The organism is Streptomyces sp. Rer75, from assembly GCF_013414305.1.
Lineage (GTDB): Bacteria > Actinomycetota > Actinomycetes > Streptomycetales > Streptomycetaceae > Streptomyces > Streptomyces himastatinicus.
In genome coordinates this window covers 5,452,760-5,473,772 of sequence record NZ_CP058693.1, presented here as the reverse complement: position 1 = coordinate 5,473,772, position 21,013 = coordinate 5,452,760, and the positions used below count along the sequence as shown (strand labels likewise).

General features: G+C 67.8%; 21 protein-coding genes and 1 riboswitch. Of the genes, 10 read left to right on the top strand and 11 right to left on the bottom strand.

Annotation, left to right across the window (positions count from 1 at the left end; all coding sequences use genetic code 11):
• The first annotated feature begins 72 nt into the window (after positions 1-72).
• The 3 genes from trmB to HYQ63_RS23415 all read left to right on the top strand — a co-directional run bounded on the left by trmB (position 73) and on the right by HYQ63_RS23415 (position 3,131).
• Positions 73-876, top strand: a complete 804-nt coding sequence (trmB, locus tag HYQ63_RS23425; RefSeq protein ID WP_179935727.1) for a tRNA (guanosine(46)-N7)-methyltransferase TrmB — start codon at positions 73-75, stop codon at positions 874-876.
• Positions 877-940: 64 nt separating this feature from the next.
• Positions 941-2,620: a PrsW family intramembrane metalloprotease gene (locus HYQ63_RS23420; protein WP_257232033.1), complete on the top strand. Its 1,680-nt coding sequence runs from the start codon at positions 941-943 to the stop codon at positions 2,618-2,620.
• A gap of 43 nt (positions 2,621-2,663) precedes the next feature.
• The gene (locus tag HYQ63_RS23415) at positions 2,664-3,131 is read left to right on the top strand and encodes a very short patch repair endonuclease (protein WP_179935726.1); all 468 of its coding nucleotides are present in this window, start codon (positions 2,664-2,666) and stop codon (positions 3,129-3,131) included.
• Here the strand turns inward: HYQ63_RS23415 and HYQ63_RS23410 are convergent.
• The 4 genes from HYQ63_RS23410 to HYQ63_RS23395 form a co-directional block, all read right to left on the bottom strand.
• Positions 3,057-4,415 carry a DNA cytosine methyltransferase gene (locus HYQ63_RS23410; RefSeq protein WP_179935725.1) on the bottom strand — a complete coding sequence of 453 codons (1,359 nt, stop codon included), beginning with the start codon at positions 4,413-4,415 and terminating at the stop codon, positions 3,057-3,059. The genes HYQ63_RS23415 and HYQ63_RS23410 overlap by 75 nt on opposite strands.
• A gap of 142 nt (positions 4,416-4,557) precedes the next feature.
• On the bottom strand, positions 4,558-6,375 hold the full coding sequence (locus HYQ63_RS23405) for a DEAD/DEAH box helicase (protein WP_179935724.1): 1,818 nt from the start codon (positions 6,373-6,375) through the stop codon (positions 4,558-4,560).
• Positions 6,375-7,793, bottom strand: coding sequence for a hypothetical protein (locus tag HYQ63_RS23400; protein WP_179935723.1), 1,419 nt, complete (start codon positions 7,791-7,793; stop codon positions 6,375-6,377). Before HYQ63_RS23400 ends, HYQ63_RS23405 begins: the two co-directional genes overlap by 1 nt.
• 19 nt (positions 7,794-7,812) lie before the next feature.
• Complete coding sequence (locus HYQ63_RS23395; RefSeq protein ID WP_306664835.1) at positions 7,813-8,523, bottom strand: hypothetical protein; 711 nt, start codon at positions 8,521-8,523, stop codon at positions 7,813-7,815.
• A gap of 312 nt (positions 8,524-8,835) precedes the next feature.
• On the opposite strand from HYQ63_RS23395, the gene HYQ63_RS23390 reads away from it, so the two are divergent.
• A complete protein-coding gene (locus HYQ63_RS23390; RefSeq protein WP_179935722.1) occupies positions 8,836-9,561 on the top strand; it encodes a hypothetical protein in 726 nt (241 codons plus the stop codon).
• A gap of 19 nt (positions 9,562-9,580) precedes the next feature.
• Here the strand turns inward: HYQ63_RS23390 and HYQ63_RS23385 are convergent, their stop codons facing one another.
• Complete coding sequence (locus HYQ63_RS23385) at positions 9,581-10,207, bottom strand: ATP-binding protein (RefSeq protein ID WP_179935721.1); 627 nt, start codon at positions 10,205-10,207, stop codon at positions 9,581-9,583.
• Positions 10,208-10,432: 225 nt separating this feature from the next.
• On the opposite strand from HYQ63_RS23385, the gene HYQ63_RS23380 reads away from it, so the two are divergent.
• The 3 genes from HYQ63_RS23380 to HYQ63_RS23370 all read left to right on the top strand — a co-directional run bounded on the left by HYQ63_RS23380 (position 10,433) and on the right by HYQ63_RS23370 (position 11,910).
• Entirely contained in the window at positions 10,433-11,278 is an 846-nt protein-coding gene (locus HYQ63_RS23380; protein WP_179935720.1) for a helix-turn-helix transcriptional regulator, read from the top strand.
• Positions 11,278-11,502, top strand: a complete 225-nt coding sequence (locus tag HYQ63_RS23375; RefSeq protein WP_179935719.1) for a DUF397 domain-containing protein — start codon at positions 11,278-11,280, stop codon at positions 11,500-11,502. The genes HYQ63_RS23380 and HYQ63_RS23375 overlap by 1 nt, the downstream gene beginning before the upstream one ends.
• A gap of 93 nt (positions 11,503-11,595) precedes the next feature.
• Positions 11,596-11,910, top strand: a complete 315-nt coding sequence (locus tag HYQ63_RS23370; protein ID WP_179935718.1) for a hypothetical protein — start codon at positions 11,596-11,598, stop codon at positions 11,908-11,910.
• A 45-nt stretch (positions 11,911-11,955) separates the two neighbouring features.
• On the opposite strand, the gene HYQ63_RS23365 is transcribed toward HYQ63_RS23370, so the two are convergent.
• From HYQ63_RS23365 to HYQ63_RS23345, 5 genes are all read right to left on the bottom strand, one after another.
• The gene (locus HYQ63_RS23365) at positions 11,956-12,912 is read right to left on the bottom strand and encodes an aldo/keto reductase (protein WP_179935717.1); all 957 of its coding nucleotides are present in this window, start codon (positions 12,910-12,912) and stop codon (positions 11,956-11,958) included.
• Between the two features lie 145 nt (positions 12,913-13,057).
• Complete coding sequence (locus HYQ63_RS23360) at positions 13,058-14,224, bottom strand: M23 family metallopeptidase (protein WP_179935716.1); 1,167 nt, start codon at positions 14,222-14,224, stop codon at positions 13,058-13,060.
• Positions 14,225-14,235: 11 nt separating this feature from the next.
• Positions 14,236-14,379: riboswitch (cyclic di-AMP (ydaO/yuaA leader) on the bottom strand.
• Positions 14,380-14,666: 287 nt separating this feature from the next.
• Positions 14,667-15,917, bottom strand: a complete 1,251-nt coding sequence (locus tag HYQ63_RS23355; protein WP_257232032.1) for a PP2C family protein-serine/threonine phosphatase — start codon at positions 15,915-15,917, stop codon at positions 14,667-14,669.
• Positions 15,918-16,129: 212 nt separating this feature from the next.
• Entirely contained in the window at positions 16,130-16,516 is a 387-nt protein-coding gene (locus HYQ63_RS23350; protein WP_179935715.1) for a hypothetical protein, read from the bottom strand.
• Between the two features lie 137 nt (positions 16,517-16,653).
• Positions 16,654-17,424 (bottom strand): DUF6227 family protein, encoded by a 771-nt coding sequence (locus HYQ63_RS23345; protein ID WP_179935714.1) that lies wholly within the window; start codon positions 17,422-17,424, stop codon positions 16,654-16,656.
• A gap of 455 nt (positions 17,425-17,879) precedes the next feature.
• On the opposite strand from HYQ63_RS23345, the gene HYQ63_RS23340 reads away from it, so the two are divergent.
• From HYQ63_RS23340 to HYQ63_RS23330, 3 genes are all read left to right on the top strand, one after another.
• A complete protein-coding gene (locus tag HYQ63_RS23340) occupies positions 17,880-18,245 on the top strand; it encodes a hypothetical protein (protein WP_179935713.1) in 366 nt (121 codons plus the stop codon).
• Between the two features lie 381 nt (positions 18,246-18,626).
• On the top strand, positions 18,627-18,992 hold the full coding sequence (locus HYQ63_RS23335; protein WP_257232031.1) for a hypothetical protein: 366 nt from the start codon (positions 18,627-18,629) through the stop codon (positions 18,990-18,992).
• Positions 18,993-19,230: 238 nt separating this feature from the next.
• Positions 19,231-19,698: a hypothetical protein gene (locus tag HYQ63_RS23330; RefSeq protein ID WP_179935711.1), complete on the top strand. Its 468-nt coding sequence runs from the start codon at positions 19,231-19,233 to the stop codon at positions 19,696-19,698.
• A 122-nt stretch (positions 19,699-19,820) separates the two neighbouring features.
• Here the strand turns inward: HYQ63_RS23330 and HYQ63_RS23325 are convergent, their stop codons facing one another.
• Positions 19,821-20,903, bottom strand: a complete 1,083-nt coding sequence (locus HYQ63_RS23325; protein ID WP_179935710.1) for a right-handed parallel beta-helix repeat-containing protein — start codon at positions 20,901-20,903, stop codon at positions 19,821-19,823.
• Positions 20,904-21,013 lie beyond the last annotated feature (110 nt).

The window sequence follows — 21,013 nt, the reverse complement described above, 5'->3', positions numbered from 1 at the left end:
GCGCAGGCCCGCCGGTGGGGCATCGGTGGGCCCGGCGGTGGCCGCGCGCCCGCCCGTAGAATCGGAAGCACTGTGTCCGAGAACTCCACCGCCCCCGATGCCCCAGCGGAGCGCGACCGCACCGCCCCCGCCCGCGACCGCGGTGAGCCGCGGTTCCCCGGCGGGCCCGCCGCCGATCCGGCCGGGTCGCACCATGAGCGCCGCATCCGTTCCTTCCGTCCCCGCCGTGGCCGGGTGACCGTCGGCCAGGGCGAGGCGCTGCGCCGCCTGTGGCCGCAGTGGGGGCTGGACATCGACGGGCTGCACCGCCTCGACCTCGGCGAACTCTTCGGCGACCCGGACCTCCCCGTCGTCCTGGAGATCGGCTTCGGCATGGGCGAGGCCACCGCGCAGATGGCCGCCGCCGACCCCGGCACCGGCATCCTCGCCGTCGACGTCCACACCCCCGGCCAGGGCAATCTGCTCGCGCTCGCGGAGCGCGACGGACTGTCCAACGTCCGGGTGGCCAACGGCGACGCGATCATCCTGCTGCGCGAGATGCTGACGCCCGCCGCCCTCGCCGGGCTGCGCGTCTACTTCCCGGACCCCTGGCCCAAGAAGCGGCACCACAAGCGCCGACTGCTCCAGCCCGAGTTCGTCGAGCTGGCCGCCACCCGGCTGCGCCCCGGCGCGCTGCTGCACTGCGCGACCGACTGGGAGCCGTACGCGGAGCAGATGCTGGAGGTCCTGACCGCCAGCGCGTCGTTCGACAACACCGAGCCCGACGGCGGCTACAGCCCGCGCCCGGACTTCCGCCCGCTCACCAAGTTCGAGTCCCAGGGGCTGGACAAGGGGCATATCGTCCACGACCTGATCTTCCGCCGCAACGACGCATAGCGCCCCTGCGCGGATGGGGATAATCCCGCAGTCCGCCACTCCCGCGTTCGTTAGGGTCGGTCGAGTGCATCAGTCCCCGTCCCCCCACCAGCCGCCAGATCCGCCGGTCACGCCGTACGACCAGCAGCCGTGGTTCGACGGCGTGGCCGTTCCGGGAGGCTGGGCACACGCGCCGCACCCGGGACACCCGGGGCATCCAGCACACCCGGGGCACCCCGGGCACCCCGGGCACCCGGGGCCGTGGGGCAGAACGAGCCGTCTCAGCCGCCTCTGGGACAACAAGGCCCTGCGCGCCACCGCGCTCATCGGACTGCTGTCGCTCTCCGGCCTGGTCATCCTGGCCCTCGTACGCGAGCAGACCGGCACCAAGGGCTTCCTGGTGGGGCTCGGCCTCGCCGTGCTGCCCGTACCGCTGATCATCTCGGTCTTCCGCTGGCTGGACCGCGTCGACCCGAAACCCTGGCGGAACCTGATCTTCGCCTTCGCCTGGGGCGCGTGTGCCGCGACGCTCGTCGCGCTCATCGCGAACGGCTTCGCGACCGAATGGCTCATGACGACCATCGCGGACTCCTCGTCCCCGGGCGGAAGCGCCGACGCCGACACCTGGGGGGCCACCCTCATCGCGCCGTTCGTGGAGGAGAGCGCCAAGGCGGCCGCGGTCCTCCTCCTCTTCGTGTTCCGACGACGCGACTTCAACGGGATCGTGGACGGCGTCGTCGTCGCCGGAATCACCGCCACCGGCTTCGCCTTCACCGAGAACATCCTCTACCTCGGCTCGGCCTTCGTCAGCGACCAGGAGTTCGGCTACTCGGGCATCCGGTCCACCACCGCCGCGACGTTCTTCATCCGCGGGGTGATGTCCCCCTTCGCGCACCCCCTGTTCACCGCCATGACCGGCGTCGGCTTCGGCCTGGCCGCCGCGGCCGCCCGGCACCAGCGCGTCCGCCGCATCCTGCTGCCGGTCGCGGCGCTGCTGGCCGCGATGGTCCTGCACGGCCTCTGGAACGGCTCGTCCACCCTCGGCGGCTACGGCTTCATCATCGTCTACGCCGCGTTCATGGTCCCCGTCTTCGGGCTGCTGACCTGGCTCACCATCTGGTCCCGCAACAACGAGCTGCGCACCGTGCGCGAGCAGCTCACCACCTACCAGGCGGCCGGGTGGCTCACCCCGCCCGAGCCGATCGCGCTGTCCTCGATGCGCGCCCGCGGCATCGCCCGCGACCTCGCCCGCCGCAGCCAGGGCGCGGCGGCGGCCCGCACGGTCGGCGAGTACATCGCCTCCGCGACCTCCCTCGCCTTCCTCCGCCGCCGCGCGTACCGGGGCACGGCGGGCCCGGACTTCGCCACCCGCGAGCGGGAACTCCTCGACCGCCTGTGGGAACGCCGCGAAACCGCCCAACCGGCCCTGGCCCACGCGGCCCTCTCCCTCCCCCTCCCCTACCCGGGCCCACCCCAGGGCCCGATACCCCCGCCGTACTGGCCGACCCCGCCGTACGGGGGCTACGGCTACGGCGCCCCCGGCCCGGGATACGGCTACGACTCCCCCGGCCCGGGGTACGGCTACGACTCCCCCGGCCCGGGGTACGGCTACGGCTCCCCCGGGTACGGATCCCAGCCCCCCAACGCCCAGCGGACCCCGCACCCGACATACGCCTTCCGACCGTCATACGCGACCCAGCCCTCTGCTGCACCGCAGCCCGCCCCCGGCCCGTACGGCCCCGCAGGTCCGCAGGTCCACTTGTAACCCACGCTCGCGTCAGCGATGAGGCTTCTGGGAAGCTGGCCATATGTCGGACTCCGAGCAATGGGTTCCGCCGCCGGGTTCGTGGGCTTCCTCTGCGGCTCGACGCCGGAACATGCAGGCGATCAAGGCGCGGGATACCAAGCCGGAGCGTGTGATCCGCCAGCTGCTGCATGCGCAAGGGTTCAGGTATCGGGTGGCCACACGCCCGATAGCCGACCTGCGCCGAACGGCCGACATCGTCTTCCGTCCGGCGAAAGTAGCTGTCTTCATCGACGGTTGCTACTGGCACGGCTGCCCCGTGCACTATGTGTCCCCGAAAACCAATCCTGGCTATTGGTCAGACAAGGTCACGCGCAACGTGGCACGTGATCGCGACACTGACAAGAACCTCACTGAGGCGGGATGGCTTGTCCTACGGTTCTGGGAACACGAGCCATCAGGCGCGTGCGCCGACAAGATCGCTGCTATGGTCATCGCCCGCCGCGCGGCGGGCGGTAACGGTGAGGGCTGAAGCAGGGAATGCCGCCACCTGGTAGGCACCCCTGTCGCGCGCCTCGGAACCCCCTTCGCTCTCCATCTCATAGCGCTTGAGCAGCTTTTCGCGCCGCTCTGGCTGCAGCACGGCAGCGATTGCGCGCCCCACAGCCTCCGCTACGGGCGGCGGGAAAGCGTTCCCCACCTGCCTGTACCGCGCTGTCTTGCGCCCCTGGAACTTCCAGTCCTCAGGAAACCCTTGGAGCATGGCGGCTTGCTGCACGGTCAGCATCGGCCCCGCCGGACGGAACAGATCACGCTCCGGATCACAGTCCACAGGGTCGTTCGCGACCCCCGTGGCGTCCACGCCCATGGCCGCCCATGCCCGCTTGGCCCGTGTCGGCCCCAGATCCGCACCACCGTGCTTCCGGGATCCGCCTACAAGCGTCGGTGCGATGCCGTCGGTGGAGTTCGCCTCGGCCTTCTCAGCGAGTTCCAGCCAACTCTCGAAAACTTGCTGGCCCGTGCGCTGTTTACCACGCGCGCGCTTCCCCTGCTCGTTCTTATCCCAAAAGGCTTCACAGCGCTGGAGCATGCTGTCGTGAAGTATTTTCGCAACTGAGACAGCATCGCCCTCGAGCCTCTTCGGCCAGACAAACGAGCCAGCACCGGGGACATCTTTATGAATAGCCACCAGAATGGCCCGTGGGCGCAGCTGGGGAACTCCGAAGTCGCGAGCCTCAAGCAGCCGCCAGACGCGACTCATGACCTTTCCCTGCTGCTCTACCGGCCAATCCGGGTCAACCTCGGGAACGATGTATCCCATTTCGCCCAGCTCGGCCAGAATTCTCCTACGGTAGTCGATGAAAACATGCGGCGGCTCCAAAATTCCCCGCACATTCTCAATCATCACTGCTTTCGGCCGAAGGTCCTTGACAATTTCAAGCATTGCCGGAAAAAGGTCACGTTCATCATCCTCACCCAGTCGATTTCCGGCTAGAGAAAAGGGAGGGCACGGAACGCCACCGGCCAGGAGGTCGAGACGCTTTCCCTCAAGCCCAAGGTTTTTATATTGCTCAGACTTAAGGAAATCCTTGACATCCAGGGGGTCAAGGTTCGCCAGCCTCTTCTTCCCCCATCCTGGCCAGTCCTTCACATTGGCCCTGAGGGTTTCAACGGCGTGCGCATCCCACTCGACGAGAGCCCGGTGCTCGAAGCCAGCCTTGTGCAGCCCGACAGCCTGGCCACCCGCTCCCGCACAGATTTCGACTGAGGTAAGCGACGAGGAGCCTTGCGGGCAGCGTGAGGGGCTGGCGCCCATGAACCGTTCCTCCTGGTATGACACATAAAAATTGCCAAGTTACGCAGGAGACAGCGTAGACGCTACCGGAGCAGGCGTCTCTCAGCGAGGTCAACTTCCAGGTCAGGCAGTTCTCCGAGCGAGCCCACCGACGGGGAACAGACTAGCCCCTGCCGATATGCCGGAGCAGTTCCTCCATGTCGCTCGGCGCGAGACCCGCTGCAACGGACGGTTCCTCTTGCAGGTCAGACAGCTGCTGCACGGACGGATCGTCAAGGATCTTCCCCATGAACTCCAGCTTCTGATTCAACCGTGACTCCACCACCTCATCGATCGTGTTCCGCGCGGCGAGCACCGTCACCCTGGTGTCCGTATCGGGAGCGAGGCCAAGGCGGTGAATGCGGTCGAGGCTCTGCAGGAAGCGTCCCGCTACGAAGTCACGGTCCACGTACACGGCATCGTGGCACACATGGTGAAGACTGATGCCCTCACCCAAGGTCGCCGGGTTGGAGATCAGCACCATGCATCCCGGGTCCTCGCGGAAGCGGCGGAGTTGCTCGTCACGGTCAGGAGTCCCACCGTAGACAACCGCGGGGCTGTACCCCTCAAGCAGCTGCGACAAGGTGGTGAGGCTTCGGACGAATGTCGTCCATACCAGGGTCTTACGCCCGCGCTCGGCGTTCTCAGCGACGATCGCGACAGCTTCCTTGTACTTGGGAGATAGCTCGTAGTCAGGGAGGTTCTGCATGAGCGTGTACAGAGAGTTCCCCTCAGGAACCTCCAGAGGCGGCAACTGATACGCCAGAGGCTCATAGCGGCTGGCACCCTCAAGAAGTAGAGCCGGGCTCGTCGCCGCCATCAGCAGCCTCAGCGCGGTCTTCCCGAGCGAGCTGAGATCCTCCCGGGCGTCCCCTATACCCACGCCCCCTACGAGCGAGCTGTAGATCTCGCTGTGCAAGTCAGGCATGTCCACGTACCTCAGCCGCAGCTCCATCGGCGGCAACCCGAGCTCGTGCTTGGTAGTACGCGTGAACAGCGGACGGAGCACCGTGCTCGCGTGCGCCAGGTCTCCGCCGGCCACGGCACGGGATACGGAGCGCTGGCCATGCCCCGGCCAGACGAAACCGAGCAGACTCTCCAGGTCCTTTGAGCCGTTGGGGGCGGGGGTGCCGGAAAGAATCAGCCGCCGCTGGGCGAGGGGGCCCAGCGCCATGCAGGCGGCGCCGTACGTGCCTCGTGAGCCGAGCTTCATCCGGTGAGCTTCATCGAGGATGATCATCCCAGGGGCCGACTTCAGCCAGCCCGCGAGAGTCGAGAGCGAGCGGTCCAGCCGCTCGTAGTTGACGATCAACACCTCCGCCCACTGATCGAGAGAGCGGTCGAAGACATGCGTGCGGAGCGGATGGCGGAAGCAGACAGCAGTCTCGTACTGCCAGGACTCGTAAGCCGACTTCGGGCAGACGACCAGGACTCTGCTGACCTTGCCCTGTGCTTTCTGCGCCGCGTACACGGCGAGGGCCACGCGGGTCTTGCCGGCACCGGGGACACTGAAGTTCGCCCCATGCTGGAGGGAGAGCAGCTTGGCGATGTCCCGATGCTGGAACTCGCTCAGCTCAGCGTCCCACTCCTCCCCGAGGAGGCTGGAGGCGTCCTCGGGGACGACCTCCCCCGTGTGGTCCGGAGTATTGAGACGCTTCTTGACCGCTTCTGCGTCCTGAAGGACTCCGACGACCAGTGCCTGCAGCTCTGGAGCCCAGGACACCCCAACCGGATGTGGCCAAGCGCTTATTGCGTTCAGCTTGCCCAGAAGATCGTCCAGCTCAACTGACGCGGTCAGCGGGCCGAGCTGGCCGCCCGTACGAAAACGGGCAGCCAGCTGGACGAGATCCTCTCGGTACTGCTCTGTGGTCCTCAGGACCACCTTGGTCCGGGTCTCATCAAACCCCAGGTGCAGTGAGGTCTCGGTTGCGGCCTCAGCCATCAGGAGCCCTCCGCGGCCGCGGCATCAATGAGCCAGGAGACGCCGTCGCCGGGGTTCGGGATACCGCGTCCCGCCTGCTGGGCCAGCTTGCGGAGGCTGTCCCGAAGCTTCAGCACAGCCTCATCGAAGGCCTCCTCGTCCAGGGAACGCGAGGCACGAGCCTGTACGAGGTCCACGACGCACTGGTCGATATCAGCGCAAGCCTCAGCCAGTCGCGCTGGGGCCATCTGCTTGCGTTTGCGCACACGCGCATCCCGTTCAGCGGCATCGATTGCTGCTTCGAACGCCTTGTGGGCATCGTCGAACAGGGCTTGTGCATCCTGCTTTTGACTGTCCGGAACAGCTGAGCCGACGCTGATGGCTGCTGCCTTGGCCCGCAGAATCTGATCATTGAGTGCCCGAGCTGCCGAAACGACGGACGACGCGCCCGGAACCGAAACCCCAAGCCCCGGAATAGTCACCGATTCTTCTTCTCCGGTCGCAGCATTCAGAGTCGTCGGCAGTGCGCGTTCCAGGTACCTGCTTTGAAACTCCTCATCGATGTGGCGCACGGCCGTCTTAGCGAAGCCAAGGGTGATGCCGGCCATCCGGATCTCTTTGAACGCTTCCGCCTGGTCATGGTCGACAGCGTCAAGCTTCTCATAGGCCCGGTGAAGCTCCTTCAGCTTCTCCTGGTCGTCCTCAAAGTCCACGAGACGCAGCGCCACACCGCCACCACTCCGGCTGCGTTCGATCATGTCTCGGATGGTGCTGAGGATCCAACGCTCCTGGTGGTACCTGTGGGGCCTGATCCGGAACACCTTGGCGATGGCCTCCGGACTACGCCCCAGAGATGCCTGCTCCTCCATGGCGAGAAGACGGTTGATGTATGAGTAGTCGCGACGGTGATCGTCGCGCAGCTGCAAGGACAGCTCGACCGCATTGATGTCTTCCTGGGTAAACGAGGAAGGCAGGACGCCGACTCGCATTGACTGCGCGCCGATCTCCCGGAGCGCGGCAGCCCGGGTGTTGCCGTTCACCAGAACCCCGTCATGAGTGACCAGGCCAGGATCATTTTGACCGAACTGTTTAAGGTCATCCTTGAGCTTGTCGAAGGCGGGGTCCCGGCGATTAGGGTCTGTCGGTTCTGCCTGTAGCAGAAATTTAAGATATCCCTGCCCCTCAGCACCGTACGGATCGTTCTCGAGAACTTTCTCGAGTGCAGGGTCATGGCTTCGCTGTGCGCGGATCCGGTGAGTGTTCGGATTGAAGTACAGCCCAGCGACAGGGAGGTCAATCACCTCAACGTGAAGCAGCTGTTCATTCCACTCGACGGTAGCTGTCTCCCGAGTACCTCCTGCGCTCTTGACCTCCTCCAGCCTCTTCTTGATCAGCTCGCTGAACTCCGCCGCACCCGGCGGGGTGAACCCAAGAGTCATGGCTTCCCTCCTCCCCCTCTCACTTGTCCTCGTCGGTCACGGCCTGCTTGACGGCCGCACGCGAATCGGCCGGCAGCGTCCGGTAGACCCCCCACAGCTTCTCAAGCGGACTGAGCGTCCGACGGTCAGCGTCGATCCAGCCCGCGAGGACCTTCCGCTCCAGCGGGGTCAGTGCCTTGATCGTGGTGAGCACTTCGCCGAAGTCCGCCTGCCGCTCACCAGCCCGGGTACGACACCGCTTGCACTCGGTGACGAACTGGAACTCAACACTTCCGTCCGGCATCAGTACCTCGCGGCGGGCGATATTCAGCTTCGACAGTTCGATGCCGCCGTCGTCGTAGGGCTCGCCTACGCCGACGCCACAGGTGCGGCACAAGAAGTTGTCGTCCTGCCAGACCTTGCGGCGCTGTGCGTCCGTGAGGCTGTTCTTGTGCTTGGCGGTCTTCGCCTGCCCCGGGATCCAGACCTCGGCACCCTTACTGACGTACCTCTGCTCTTCCTGGTTCAGCCTAAGGTCGTCACGGCTGGTGTCGATGCGCCAACCGTGATCGCGGAGGTCGCGCACCCGCCGGTCGATCTGCGCGTCATCGGGAAACGCCTGACGCAGTTGCGCCTTAGTGAAGATGTTGCCTTCCCCCACCTCGGCCTCAAGCCACAGAGCCGCACGGACCTTGCCCCCGAGCTTCCGGCCCTCGAACATTTTGTCCTGCCAAGACGGCAGCATTGCCATGTAAGTCTCCACTTCCCCGTATAGGCACGCCTAGGAAACGTCATGCCGTGACACCCGCCGCCAGCCATGACTCTCCGCCCCCGAACCTTCGGCGGCCACTCCATTGAGCACCGGGAACAGTCGAAGGTCCAGTGACCACTCGTGTTGCGCGCGAACGCGTCAAATCTCGCTGTTGCAGAATTGATTGGCACGACCGGCAGCAGCAGGAAGAGCAGATCCCACATACGGAAGAATGGGTTCCGGATGCGAGCAAGGCAGGCTGGACCAAAGATCAGCGAAGAGGTCCCGCCGGGAAGACGGGCGCTAGCCCGGATGTTGGACGACTTGTATCAACATCTGGGCGCGACCCTGAAGGAAGTAGCCGGGGCGCTTGCGCCGCGCGAATACAAGAAGCACGTCAGCGAGCTCTCTCGCTACCGAAGTGGGCAACGCGTTCCGCAGCGTGGGTTCGTCATCGCGCTGCATCAAACCGCCGTTGAACGGGCTGGGAAAGATGCAGTAGGCCTCTCGTTGGACGACGTCCTTGAGGTGCATGTCGCAGCCGAACAGAGACCTTGCCAGGTCTGCCCGGACCTGCGCCACAGGATCCGCCGCCTGCGGAGCAGACACCGCCTGTTGATGCGCGCTAACCGGCGTCTCCTTGAGTCAAGGGCCGGCTTGGAAGCGGAGTTGGCCGACGCTCGCAAGGAAACGGCACCGCTGCCGGTCCCCCCTCAGCAAGGGGACCGGCAGCAGAGGGCATACGACGTGGCCGCCGCGACGCAGATCGTCGCCATGGCGGCAAGGTTCGACGGAGAGGAGAGTTCCGAGGCCGCTGTCGCCATGCTGAGGGAATCCTCAGAGGTGCTCACCCCCCTTGAGAGCGCTGCTTCCCTCGTCGTGCTCCGACAGGAGCACCAGGACCAGCTTGCCGACACCCTCATTCAGATCTACGGGCGCGACCGACCCGAAAAACAGGTGATCCGGGCCGCTCTGGAACTCCATGAGTACGGTATGGCTGACGACGCCGGCGCGATGCTCCGTGCTGCCGCGCGCTGACCCGCCGGCACGGTGAACGTCACGCGGCCTCTGCTTCGAAGTGGGTCTGGGCGCGGTCAAGGATGTCGTCGGGGTCGAGGCCCTGCGCCGTCAGCCAATGCAGCAGGTCCAAGATGAGGCTGGTCGCCGACTCTTCAAGAACCGGGCGGCGGGTGAGCCTCGCGGCCGGGGTGGCGACCGCGAGGTTGTAGGTCTCCATCACGGTCGTCGCGCGCTGGATGCGGCGGCGGGTTTTGTCGAGGGGGAGTGGCAGTTCGCACCAGACGGCTTTGCCGACCGTCGTCAGGACAGTGCCCCAGGTGGCCGACAGGGCTCCAAGGATTTGCAGGCCCCTGCCGGATTCCTCGTCGCTTGCGGGGTGGAGGTGCTGAGGCTCCTTGCCACTCTTATCGTGCAACTCCATGCGGAGCTGATCCGGGCCGGCGTCGAGGACGAGGGTGGCTACGGAGTCCTGGCCAACGTGTTTGATCACGTTCGATGCCAGCTCCGTGACGATCAGCTGCGCTTCGTCGGCGAGGGCCGACATACCCCAGGTGACGAGCTCCGCTCTCACGGCTCGGCGCAGGCCGGCCACTTGAGAGGCCTCGGCCGCGAAGGGGAGAACGCATCGGCGTGGTTGAGGTTCGGTGAATGAGTACGTGTGCATGACCACACTCCCTTGCGCGCCACGACAGCGCTGCGCCTAGCCGTGTCCGTACGACTGCGCTGCGTAGCCTCACTGCCGAGAGTATGGCACCGAGACTCTCGTTTTGTAACTCTCACGCTGGAATGAACCTCGCGAGGGTAGCCGGTCAACTACCTTTGGTCGCGATCTACTTGTCTTCGCACCCGGCAAGTGATCGCAAGAACCCAGGTGGAGGAGCCGACTGCTATGTCTGCTGGACCGACGACGCGACGCCGACAGTTGGGCGCCAGCCTGCGCAGGTTGCGCGAGGAGAAGGGCCTGTCCCTGCAGGAGGCCGGTGATCGGGTGGGGCTCTCCAAAGCGACCGTCAGCCGCTACGAAACCAAGGACGGGTCGGTCAAGTGGCCGCTGGTCGACGCCCTCTGCAAGGAGTACGGGGCCAGCGATGAAGAACGTGCCGCCCTCGTTGATCTTGCCAAGAACGCCAAAGTGCAAGGCTGGTGGCAGTCATACACCGAGGCCATCCCCAGCCGCATGAACCTTCTCCTCACCCTGGAGGACGAGTCAGTCCGCGAGGATCATTTTGCCCTCGCCTTCATCCCAGGGCTGTTGCAGACCCGGCGCTACGCCGAGGAACTCCACCGGAGCGATCCTCAACCACCGCCGGAGGAGCGTTTGCAGCAGGCCATCGAGGTGCGGATGAAGCGGCAAGCAATCCTCACCCGCGACAACCCGATGCAGTTGTCCGTCGTGCTTGACGAATCGGTCATCCGTCGAAAGATCGGAAGCGCGGAGGCTCACCGGGAGCAACTTGCCCACCTGCTTGACCGTGCAGCGCTTCCCCACATCGATCTACGAGTCGTCCCCTCTGGCATCGGCCCTCTCGCGTCAGCGATGGGCTCATTCCTCATCCTCGTTGGTACGGATCCGTCGCTTGACGTTGTCTACTTGGAGAACGTCACGGTCTCCCTCTACCTGGAGAAACTGGCTGAGGTGGAGCAGTATCGAAAGGCGTTCGCTTACCTCAGCAGTCGGGCCTTGTCCCCGGATGCCTCCGCCAAGTTGATCGACACCGTACGCAAGGAAGTGTGATGGCCACGAACCGAATACGAGCGGCAAGCCACCTTGCGGCGACGCAGTGGGTGAAGTCCACCTACAGCGGTGGTCAGGGGCTGGAGTGCGTGGAGACGGCGAAGCTGCCGGACCGCGAGACCGCCGTCCGCGACTCGAAGCGTCCGGATGGGCCCGTGCTCGGGTTCTCGCAGGGCGCGTGGGGGGACTTCGTAGCGGCCCTGCGGGCGGATGAGCTGGGCTGAGGGGCTGGTCACCCGTAGCCGGTTCGGGCCCGGGGGTGGGGGCTCGCTGCGTAGGGTCGGGGCAAGGTGACCCTAGGAGTGGGAGGTAGCGGCATGGCTGGTGTGCCGGCGGGGCTGGTGGCTGCGGGTGGGTTGGTCGGGGGGTACGGGGTGGCCCGGTGGACCAAGCGGCGGCCGCTCGGTGGGGTTGCGCTGGCGGCGGCCGGGGCCGTGGCCGCCAAGGGGTGGCGGGACAAGGCCGGGAACGGGACGGCGGCTGCGCTCAGCGGGTTGTACGTGGCCGCGTTCGCCGGGTCGCATCCGCTGGCGAAGAAGGTGGGGGCGTGGCCGTCCGTCTTCGGGGTCGCCGGTGCGGTTGCCGCCGCTTCGTGGGTGTTGGCGGATCGGCGTGGGGGTGTAGGGGCGTAAGGGGGCCGGGACGGCGGATTGCCGTCCCGGCGCCGTGGCCCGGGGTCAGGCCGAGGCCGAGGTCAGGAGGTTCAGTTCCGGCTGGGTGAGCTGGAGGTCGACCGAGGCGAGCAGGGCGGGGAGCTGGGCGGGGGTGCGGGCGCTGGCTACCGGGCCGACCACGGTGGGCTGGGCGGTGAGCCAGGCCAGGGCGACGGTGGCGTGGTCGGCGTTGTGGTTGGCGGCCACGTCGTCGAGGGCGGCGAGGACCTTCTGGCCGCGCTCGGTCTCCAGGTGCTGGGCGGCGCCCGTGGAGCGGGCGCTGTCGACCGTGGTGCCGGGGCGGTACTTGCCGGTGAGGAAGCCGGACGCGAGCGCGTAGTACGGGAGCGTCGCCAGGCCGTGGCGGGCGGCGACGTCGGCCAGTTCGCCCTCGAAGGTGTCGCGCGAGACCAGGTTGTAGTGGGGCTGGAGGGCGACGTAGCGGGCCAGGTTCTCCTGGGCGGAGAAGGTGAGGGAGGCGTCGAGGCGCTTGGCGGAGATGTTGGAGGCGGCGATCTCGCGGATCTTGCCCGCCTGCACCAGCTCGTCAAGGGTGGAGACGATCTCCTCGACCGGCACCGAGGTGTCGTCGAAGTGGGTGTAGTAGAGGTCGATGTAGTCCGTGCCGAGGCGCTGGAGGGACTCGTCGAGGCCGGACTTGATGGCGGAGGCGGACAGTCCGCGGGGTTCCGGCGAGCCGGCGCCGACCTTGGTGGCGAGGACGATGTCGTCGCGGTTGCCGCGGGAGGCGAACCACTTGCCGAGGATGGTCTCGGACTCGCCGCCCTCGTTGCCGGGTGCCCAGGCGGAGTAGACGTCGGCGGTGTCGATGAAGTTGCCGCCCGCCGCCACATAGGCGTCGAGCACCTCGAAGGATTCGGCCTCGTCGGCCGTCCAGCCGAAGACATTGCCGCCCAGGGAGAGCGGGAAGACGGACAGGCTGCCGATGTTCTTACGGGTGTCATTGCGCGTCTCAGTCATGCGATATGACAACGCTGACGACCGAGGGGGGTATTCCGTCGGAGGCCGCGGACAGAGAACCGGCGGCCCTGGCGTCAAGGGGGGAGAGAGCGCCAGAGCCGCCGGAACGAGGGGCCGTCGCAGCGACGACGGCCGGATCAGGGGGTCACGGGTTCAGCCCGTGGTCGCGCAGCCAGGACAGCGGGGCGATCGGGGAGCCGCCGCCCGGCCGCACCTCCAGGTGGAGGTGGGGGCCGGTGACGTTGCCGGTGGCGCCGACGCGGCCGATGGTCTCGCCCGAGGACACCTTGCCCGAGGTGACGACCATGGACGACAGGTGGCAGTACCAGATCTCGGTGCCGTCATCGAGCTTGAGCACGATGCGGTAGCCGTACGATCCGGCCCAGCCCGCCTGGGTGATGGTGCCGCTGCCCACCGCCTTGACCGGGGTGCCGGTCGGGGCGGCGAAGTCCTGGCCGGTGTGGTCGGCGGACCAGATGTCGCCCGCCTGGCCGAAGCCCGCGGTCAGGGTGTACGAGGCGACGGGGAGGGTGAACCCCGTGGAGGTCGACGCCTTGGCGGGGCGGTCGGCGGCGGCCTTGGCGGCGGCCTCCTTCTCGGCCTCCGCCTTCGCCTTGGCCGCCTCGGCGGCCTTCTTCTTGGCGGCGGCCTCGGCCTTCTTCTGCTCCGCCAGGTCGCGGGCCTTGGCGGCGGCCTTGGCGGCGTCGTCGGCGGCGGCCTTGGCGGCGGCGCGCGCCTCGCTCTCGCGTCTGTCGTCATCCGCCGCGGTCTGCTGGCTCTCGGCCTGCCGCAGGATGCGGGTGCGCAGCGCCTCGCCCGCCTCGGTGCCGCCGGTGGTGAGGGTGGCGGCGGTGGGCTGGGCGGAGTCCTGGCCGTCGGCCATCAGGGAGCCGATTCCGGGCAGGTCCTTGGCGGCGGGCAGCTGGGCCTTGACCTCGTCGGCGACGTGGGCGAGGTCCGGCATGGAGATCGGTACGGTCGGCCGGTCCTTGGCGCTCGCCATGCCGCCCGCGCCGACCGCCGCGATGACGCCGACGCCGAGGACGGCGCTGCTGCGGGCCATGGTCCCGCCGCGCTGCTTGCCGACGCGGTGCCGGCCGCGGAGCGGAGCGATGGACTCCTCGGTGGGGTTCCACTCGTCCCAGACGGCTTCCTTGCCTACGGGCGGCTCATCCGGTTCGGCGCCGAGGCCGACCGTGGGGCGGGCGCCGGCTCCGGCGTCGAAGCCGACTCCGTACGCGGTCGCGGTGCCGGGTCCCGTACCCGACGAGCGGTACGGAGCTTCGTCCAGTACGGACCTGTTGGACGCCACCGGGGCGCACTCCTTTCCTTCCCTCTCGCCTACCGGGTTAGCTGACGGGTTCGGAGCAGGAAGGTCTCCTACGGGTCAGGTTCGACCCGATTCACCCCAAGGTGGTGGTTCCCCGGTTCCCTCGTGCTGCGCTGGTGCCGCGGCGGCTGCTGCTGCCGTGATGCGTGGTGGTGCGTGGTGCTGATGGTGGTGCTGGCGCTGCACGTACGGGATTCGGCGACGGCGCACGGTGCCGCCTCTGCGACGGCTGTGTCGACCGCGCTGCGTTATCGAACGTTAATAGAGAGCGCGACATGATTCCAAGCTCTTCTGAAGAATCCGCGCAGCTTTGGCATGAACTTAGTAACCAAGGAAGGACAGATGGGGGCGTTTCACCCCGCTTGAAAAGGGATGGTAAAAACCTCCTGCGGGCTGATCGTGTGTCAATCGTTATGCGTACGCGTCACGGTTGGCTACGGTCCGTGTCCGGAGCGGGGGGTGTGGTTCCGTTCGTTCCGGGCGGGCGCCGGACCGCGAGCAGCGCCATGTCGTCCGCGGTCTCCCCGCCCGCGTGCAGCGCGACGTCCTCCACCAGCGCGTCGAGCAGCCCGCCCGGTCCGGTGAAGCGGCGGCCGCGCAGCCGCTCCTCGGGGGCGTAGAACGTGCCGTGCCGGTCGCGGGCCTCGGTCACCCCGTCCGTGAACAGCAGCAGCGTCGCGTCCTCGGGGAACCGCAGCTCCGTCACCCGGTCGGGCCACGCGCCCAGTTCGCCCATCCCCAGCGGCAGCGCGACCGTCTCCGGCTCCAGGCGCCGCACCGCGCCGTCGCCGGGCAGCAGCAGCGGCGCCGGGTGGCCGCGGTTGATGAGGCGAAGGGTGGAGTCGCCGCGCGGGATCTCGCCGAGGACGGCGGTGGTGAACCCCTCGAACGCCTCCAGCTCGGCCCGTCGCGCGCCCTCGCGCCGCAACGCCCGCTCCAGCCGCCCCGCGAGCCCCTCCAGCGTCGCCTCCTGCTCCGCGGCCTCCCGGAAGGCGCCGATGAGGACCGCGACGACCTCCACGGCCTGGAGCCCCTTGCCGCGGACGTCCCCGACGATCAGCCGTACGCCGTGCGGGGTGTCCTGCACCGCGTACAGATCGCCGCCGATCGCTGCGTACTGCTCGGCCGCCACATAGCGCGCCGCGACGTCCAGCCCGGCGATGCGGGCGGGCGGTACGGGCAGCACGGCCCGCTGCGCGGCCTCCGCGATGCCGCGCGCCGAGGCCAGCCGCCGGTCGCCGCGGCGGACGACGCGGTTGATCACGAGCGCGAGGAGGGCGACGGTGGCCACCGTGGCGATCTCGGTCGCGGCCTGGGTCGGGTCCCGCACGCCGTGCAGCTCGGCCAGCAGGCAGACGGCGGTGAGGGCGAGGACCGTGGTGATGATGGTCCGCCGCAGCGGGAAGAGGGAGGCGGCGACCAGCGGGGCCGCGGCGAAGAAGGGGGAGGCGGTGTACGGGGCCGGGGCGGCGAGGTCGAACGCGATCCCGCCGAGCAGGAGGATGGCGGGGGTCCACGGGGCCAGCCGCCGCCCCGGCGAGGCCTGGACGGCCTCCTCGGCCGTGACGAGCCCGGCGGCCGCGCCCGAGGAGTCGGCGGCGGGCGTACGGGCGCCCGGACGAGCCCTGCTCCCTCGCACCCGCGCCACCGGCTTCTCCCGCTGTCCCTGATCCATGACCCCGTCCGTGACCCCGTCATCAGGCTTCCGGGTACCGGGCCGCCGTGCGAGTCGGTGGCGGCCATGTGGGTGCGTCAGAAGGTCTTCACGGAGGGGCGCGGATGCCGAGCGACCCCGGATGGCAAGCATCCGGGGTCGCAGGGCGAGCCGTGGCGTTCGCCGGGGCTCGGTCAGCCGCGGCCGTGGCCGTCGGCGTGGGGCTTGTCGGTTCAGGGGGTGCCGGTGGCGATGTTGGTGCAGTCGCTGCCGATGGTGATGTCACCGGAGGGGGCGAGCCCAGCGGTCGAGATGATGGCGCCGGTGGCCGTGTCGCAGTCGTTGCTCTGCACGACCGCCGTGCCGTTGGTGAAGTTGAGGCAGTTGCTGCCGACGGTGATGTCCCCCGACGGAGCGGTGGCGCCGATGCTGGAGATGGCGCCGGTGAGGGTGTCGCAGGTGTTGGTCTGGACCGTCCCGAAGGGGTTGAAGCCCCCGCCACCGCCGCCGAAACCGCCGGCACCGCCGCCGAAACCGTGGGCGGACGCCCCCGCCGCACTCCCCAGAACCAGGGCGCCTGACGCCACGGCCAGGACAGCTACCTTCTTTCCGATGTTCACTTGATTTCCTCCAGAAGAGCCAAATCCGCGGAAAAACACACGTTCCGATTGAACGGAAGGACATCCGCGACACCGGGGAGGCGCGCACGCACTTCACCCGATGGGCCCACTGTCGGATGAGTCGGACGTCACCGTATTCAGAGGTCGACGCCGAGGGCGCGGGCGTGGCGGTCGGCCGCCAGCTCCGCCGAGACCTCGTCGAGGTACACCTCGCACACCAGCCGCCCGTCCCGGGTCAGGTTGTGCTCCAGCTCCCACAACACGATCTCGTCGCCACCCGCGAGCAGGAAGGCGTGCTCGTAGAAGCGGCACCAGGTGGCGTCGGGGCCGCCGGAGCGGCGGCGCGGCTTGGGGGCGAGGGCGATGTCATGGGCGAACGCGGTCGTCAGCAGCCGCTCGGTCTCCTCCCCCGGCCGGTCGGGGTTCTCCGCGCGGCGCAGGACGCGGCGGGCGTGGTCGGCCGAATTGTCGGCCACATACGCGCGCTGGACCTCCAGGGGCTCGGGGGCCTGGAGCATCTGGTCCGGCAGCCACAGCGGTAACCCGTCCAGCTCCTCCCAGCGGGCGCCGCCGATGCAGCGGTGGACGCGGCGCTCGGCGAGCGCGAGGGCGTCCTCGTCCGCGTACAGCTCGAACTGCGGGCGGTCGTCCGGGCCGGTGTTGTGCTCCAGCTCCCACAGCAGCAGGCTGCTGCCGTCCGGCAGCAGGAAGACATGCCGGTACGTCGTGTAACCGCGCGGACCTGACGGCTCGTTGCACTGTCGGCAGGAACGCAGCTCGGACTGGTGCATCAGGGCGCTCCGCGCCCGGCTCAGCACCGCCTCGCCGATCTCGAAGCCGTTCTGCGCACGGGCCAGTAGCCCGTCCATCAGCTCGGCGGGGGTTCCCCCCACTCCTGAGTGCCCCACGTCTCTCCTCCCGCCCCCGGGTGACCGCCCTCGCGTACTTAGCGTAGCGGCGTGAACACGCGCCGCGCCTGTGGTTCCGCGAAGCAGTCGGTCGGACTTGTGCCTCACTCACTCCTGCGTCGTGGAGCCAGGATGTATCACTTGTTCGACAGGTCGAACAAGTCGGAATGTCATACTCCGGAAACTCGGCGCCACCGACGCGACACCGCCACGGGCCGCCCCAGGTATCGGTGGACGATCCCGGGCACCGCCCCTTCCCGCCCCTTCCCGCTCCTTCCCGCTCCTTCCGGGATTTCCCAAAAAGGCGGCACGCCCCGCAGTCCCCTGAATGCCTGTCATATGAGGGACGCCGTATGCCAGACGGGTGAAACAAAGGGCCCGCCCAGTGCCTTTCCTGAATGCCTTCGTTGAGTCAGGCGTCCGTGAATCCGCGGAATAACCACACGGAGGATTAAGTGAACATCGGCAAGAAGGCAGCTCTCCTGACCGCAGCGGCCGGCGCTCTGGTCTTCGTCGGCGCCGGCGCTGCGAGCGCCCACAACTTCGGCAGCGACCTGGGCGCCATTCAGACCAACACCTGCGACACGGCCACCGGCGCCATCGCCAGCACCGGCGTGGCCGCCCCGACGGGCGAGATCAACGTCGGCTCCGACTGCATCAACTTCACCAACAGCGGTGCGGTCTTCCAGAGCAACGACTGCGACACCGCCGCCGGCCCCATCGTCGCACTCGGCACCGCCGCGCCCACCGGGGACATCAACGTCGGTTCCAACTGCGCCAACATCGCGGTCGACGACTCCCAGAACTCGCTGCATCACTGATATACCCCTGCTCCCGCACAGCGGTAACACTGCGGGGCACCCGTTGGAATGGCGGCCCTGGAAGCACTCCTTCCAGGGCCGCCGCCGCATGAATGGCCGCTGACTCGTGGTGCATTCGCTGCGCCAATCGGGTACGGCACCAGCGGTTCCGGGGAGCCTCGGCCGGTCGGCGTCGTTATTCAGGTGTTCGCTGATATCGGGGAAAACTCACTTGGAGGCTCTTAGATGTACATGGGCAAAAGGACAGCGCTTCTTGTCGCGACTGTAGGTGCGCTGGTCATCGGTGGCTCGGGCGGCGCCGGCGCCGTCGGTGACAGCTCCGGCCGGGCGTCCATCCCGGGTGACGGAGGCAGCCAGCGGAATCGCTGCACCACAAGCTCCGTGATTGGTCCCATCGAGGTGGCGGCCACGGCGGCGACCGAGATCACCAACGAGACCAACTGCGTCAACTACAGCGAGTCAGGGGTTGCGGAACAGAGCAACCGCTGCCGGACCCACTCGGTCATCGGCCCCGTCACGGTCGCGCTGGCTCCCGGCTCGCAGGTCACCAACAGGACCAACTGCATCAACGTCAGCGAATCGGGCGGCGTAACCCGGCAGAGCAACGACTGCGATTCGACGTCCGTCCTCGGCCCCATCACGATCGGCCCCGGCGAGGTCACCAACGAGACCACATGCACCAATGTGGCGGGGGCCGACAGCGGGAACGCAAAGAACAGAGGGAGCGCGAAGCACCAGGGGCACTGAGCCCTGCTTATCGTTGACCGACCGGACAGGATGAGGCAGCCTTTCCGCTGACCATATGCGCGGCCCCCGGGATATTTTTCACCGGGGGCCGCGCATATGTTTGCATTGCAGGGACGAAGATATCGTTACTGCGTCGGACGGGTGAAGCTGACAACCGCCCCGCTTCCTTCGTTAATTGCCTTCGTTAATAAGGTGTCTGCGGAAATCGCGGAGAACGTTAAAATGGAGGCACCAACCAATGCAGATTGGTAAGAAGGCGGCTCTCATGGCCGCGGCGGCCGGCGCAATGGTCATCGGCAGCGCGGGAGGAGCGAACGCCTACGGCTCCGGCGGCCTGCTCGACGGCAACGGTGTTGTGCAGAGCAACGCGTGTGACGTGGCCACCGGCGCCATCATCAGCACCGGCGTGGCCGCCCCCACCGGTGAGATCGACGTCAGCCCCGACTGCCTCAACTTCACCAACAGCCGGGCCGCTGTCCAGAGCAACGACTGCGACACCGCCACCGGGCCCATCACCGCCCTCGGCACCGCCTCCCCCACCGGCGAGATCGACGCGGGCTCCAACTGCACCAACATCGCGATCGCGGACCCGCCGACGATCGTGGTCAAGCAGGTGGAGAAGAAGGACAAGCACCACAAGAGCGTGAAGAAGGAAAAGAAGGCCAAGAAGCACGCCAAGAAGAAGGCGCACGGCCACTCTCACTGAGGCGGCACCGCACCTACGCGGCCACCTACGCGGCCCTGGAAGCAGCACGCGCTTCCAGGGCCGCGACCGCGTCCGCACGGATCGGGTGCCGGTGTCAGGTGTCCGGTGTCAGGTGTCCGGCGTCAGGTGGCGCAGCCCGCGAGCGCCGGGACGCAGTTGTTGGGGTTGTTGCCGGTCACATTCGTCGCGATCAGCGACACGGAACCGCCGTCGGAGAAGATTCCGCCGCCCTGGCCGCCATGGGCCGTATTTCCGGTGATATTGGCACCGACGATTTGCGTGTTTCCGGCGTGACTGAAGAGTCCACCGCCATTGAGGGTGGCGACGTTTCCGGACACCGCGGTAGCCTGCAAATGCAGTGTGCTGCCGAAGTTCGCGATACCGGCGCCGCTGCTGCCCGCCGTATTTCCGATGATGCGTCCGCCATTGAAGGTCATATTCCCGAGGGACGTCCAGATACCGCCGCCCTCGAAATTGGTCGTGTGATTGGTCTCGATCACCGCGGCGCTCAGGGTGGAATTCCCCCAGTTCGCGATGGCGCCGCCGGTGCTGTCGGCGGTGTTGTCGGAGAGCGTGCTGCTGTTGACGGTCAGCGAGGCCCCCGTACCGACGTGGACGCCGCCGCCGTCGTTGGCGCTGTTGCCCGAGAGGTGACTCAGGGAGAAGGTGGCCGTGGCGCCCGGGGCGACCTGGACGCCGCCGCCGACACCGCTCGCGACGCTCGTGGTGACCGCGCTCCGCTGCAAGGTCAGGTCGCCCGCGTCGAGGATCCCGGCCCCGTCCACCGCCCGGCCGCCCGAGAGGGTCACCCCGCTGACGCTGAGGCGTCCGCCGGGCGCGACCTCCGCGATGCGGAAGTCCGGTGCCGAGGCGCTGCGTCTGATGGTCGATCCGGTGCCGACGATGGCCACGTTCCCCGTGATGACCGGCAGCCCGTCGGCGCCATTGGCGCCCGTCGCCGCCACCGAGGTCAGGGTGTACGCGCATCCGGCGGCCAGCGCGACGGTCCCGCCCGAGGCAGCCACCTGGCCCACCGCGGTGACCAGCGCCGCCGCGTCCCCGCAGGGCACGAAGGCCGTAGGCGCGTCGTCGCCGCCCGCCCTGGTCCCCCCTCCCTCGGCCGAGGCAGGCGCGGAAGCACCCCACGCCAAGAGCGCCAGCACCATGACGGGGAGGGTTCCGCGGATGGTAGTCACGAGTCGCACGAGGGTCTCCTTACGCGTTTTCCTGGGGGAGCGAGCAGGCTCAGCCTGTGCGGCCAGGCCGCGTTCGGCATCCGCTCGGGCGCCGGCCGTGTGACCGCCGATCGGCCGCG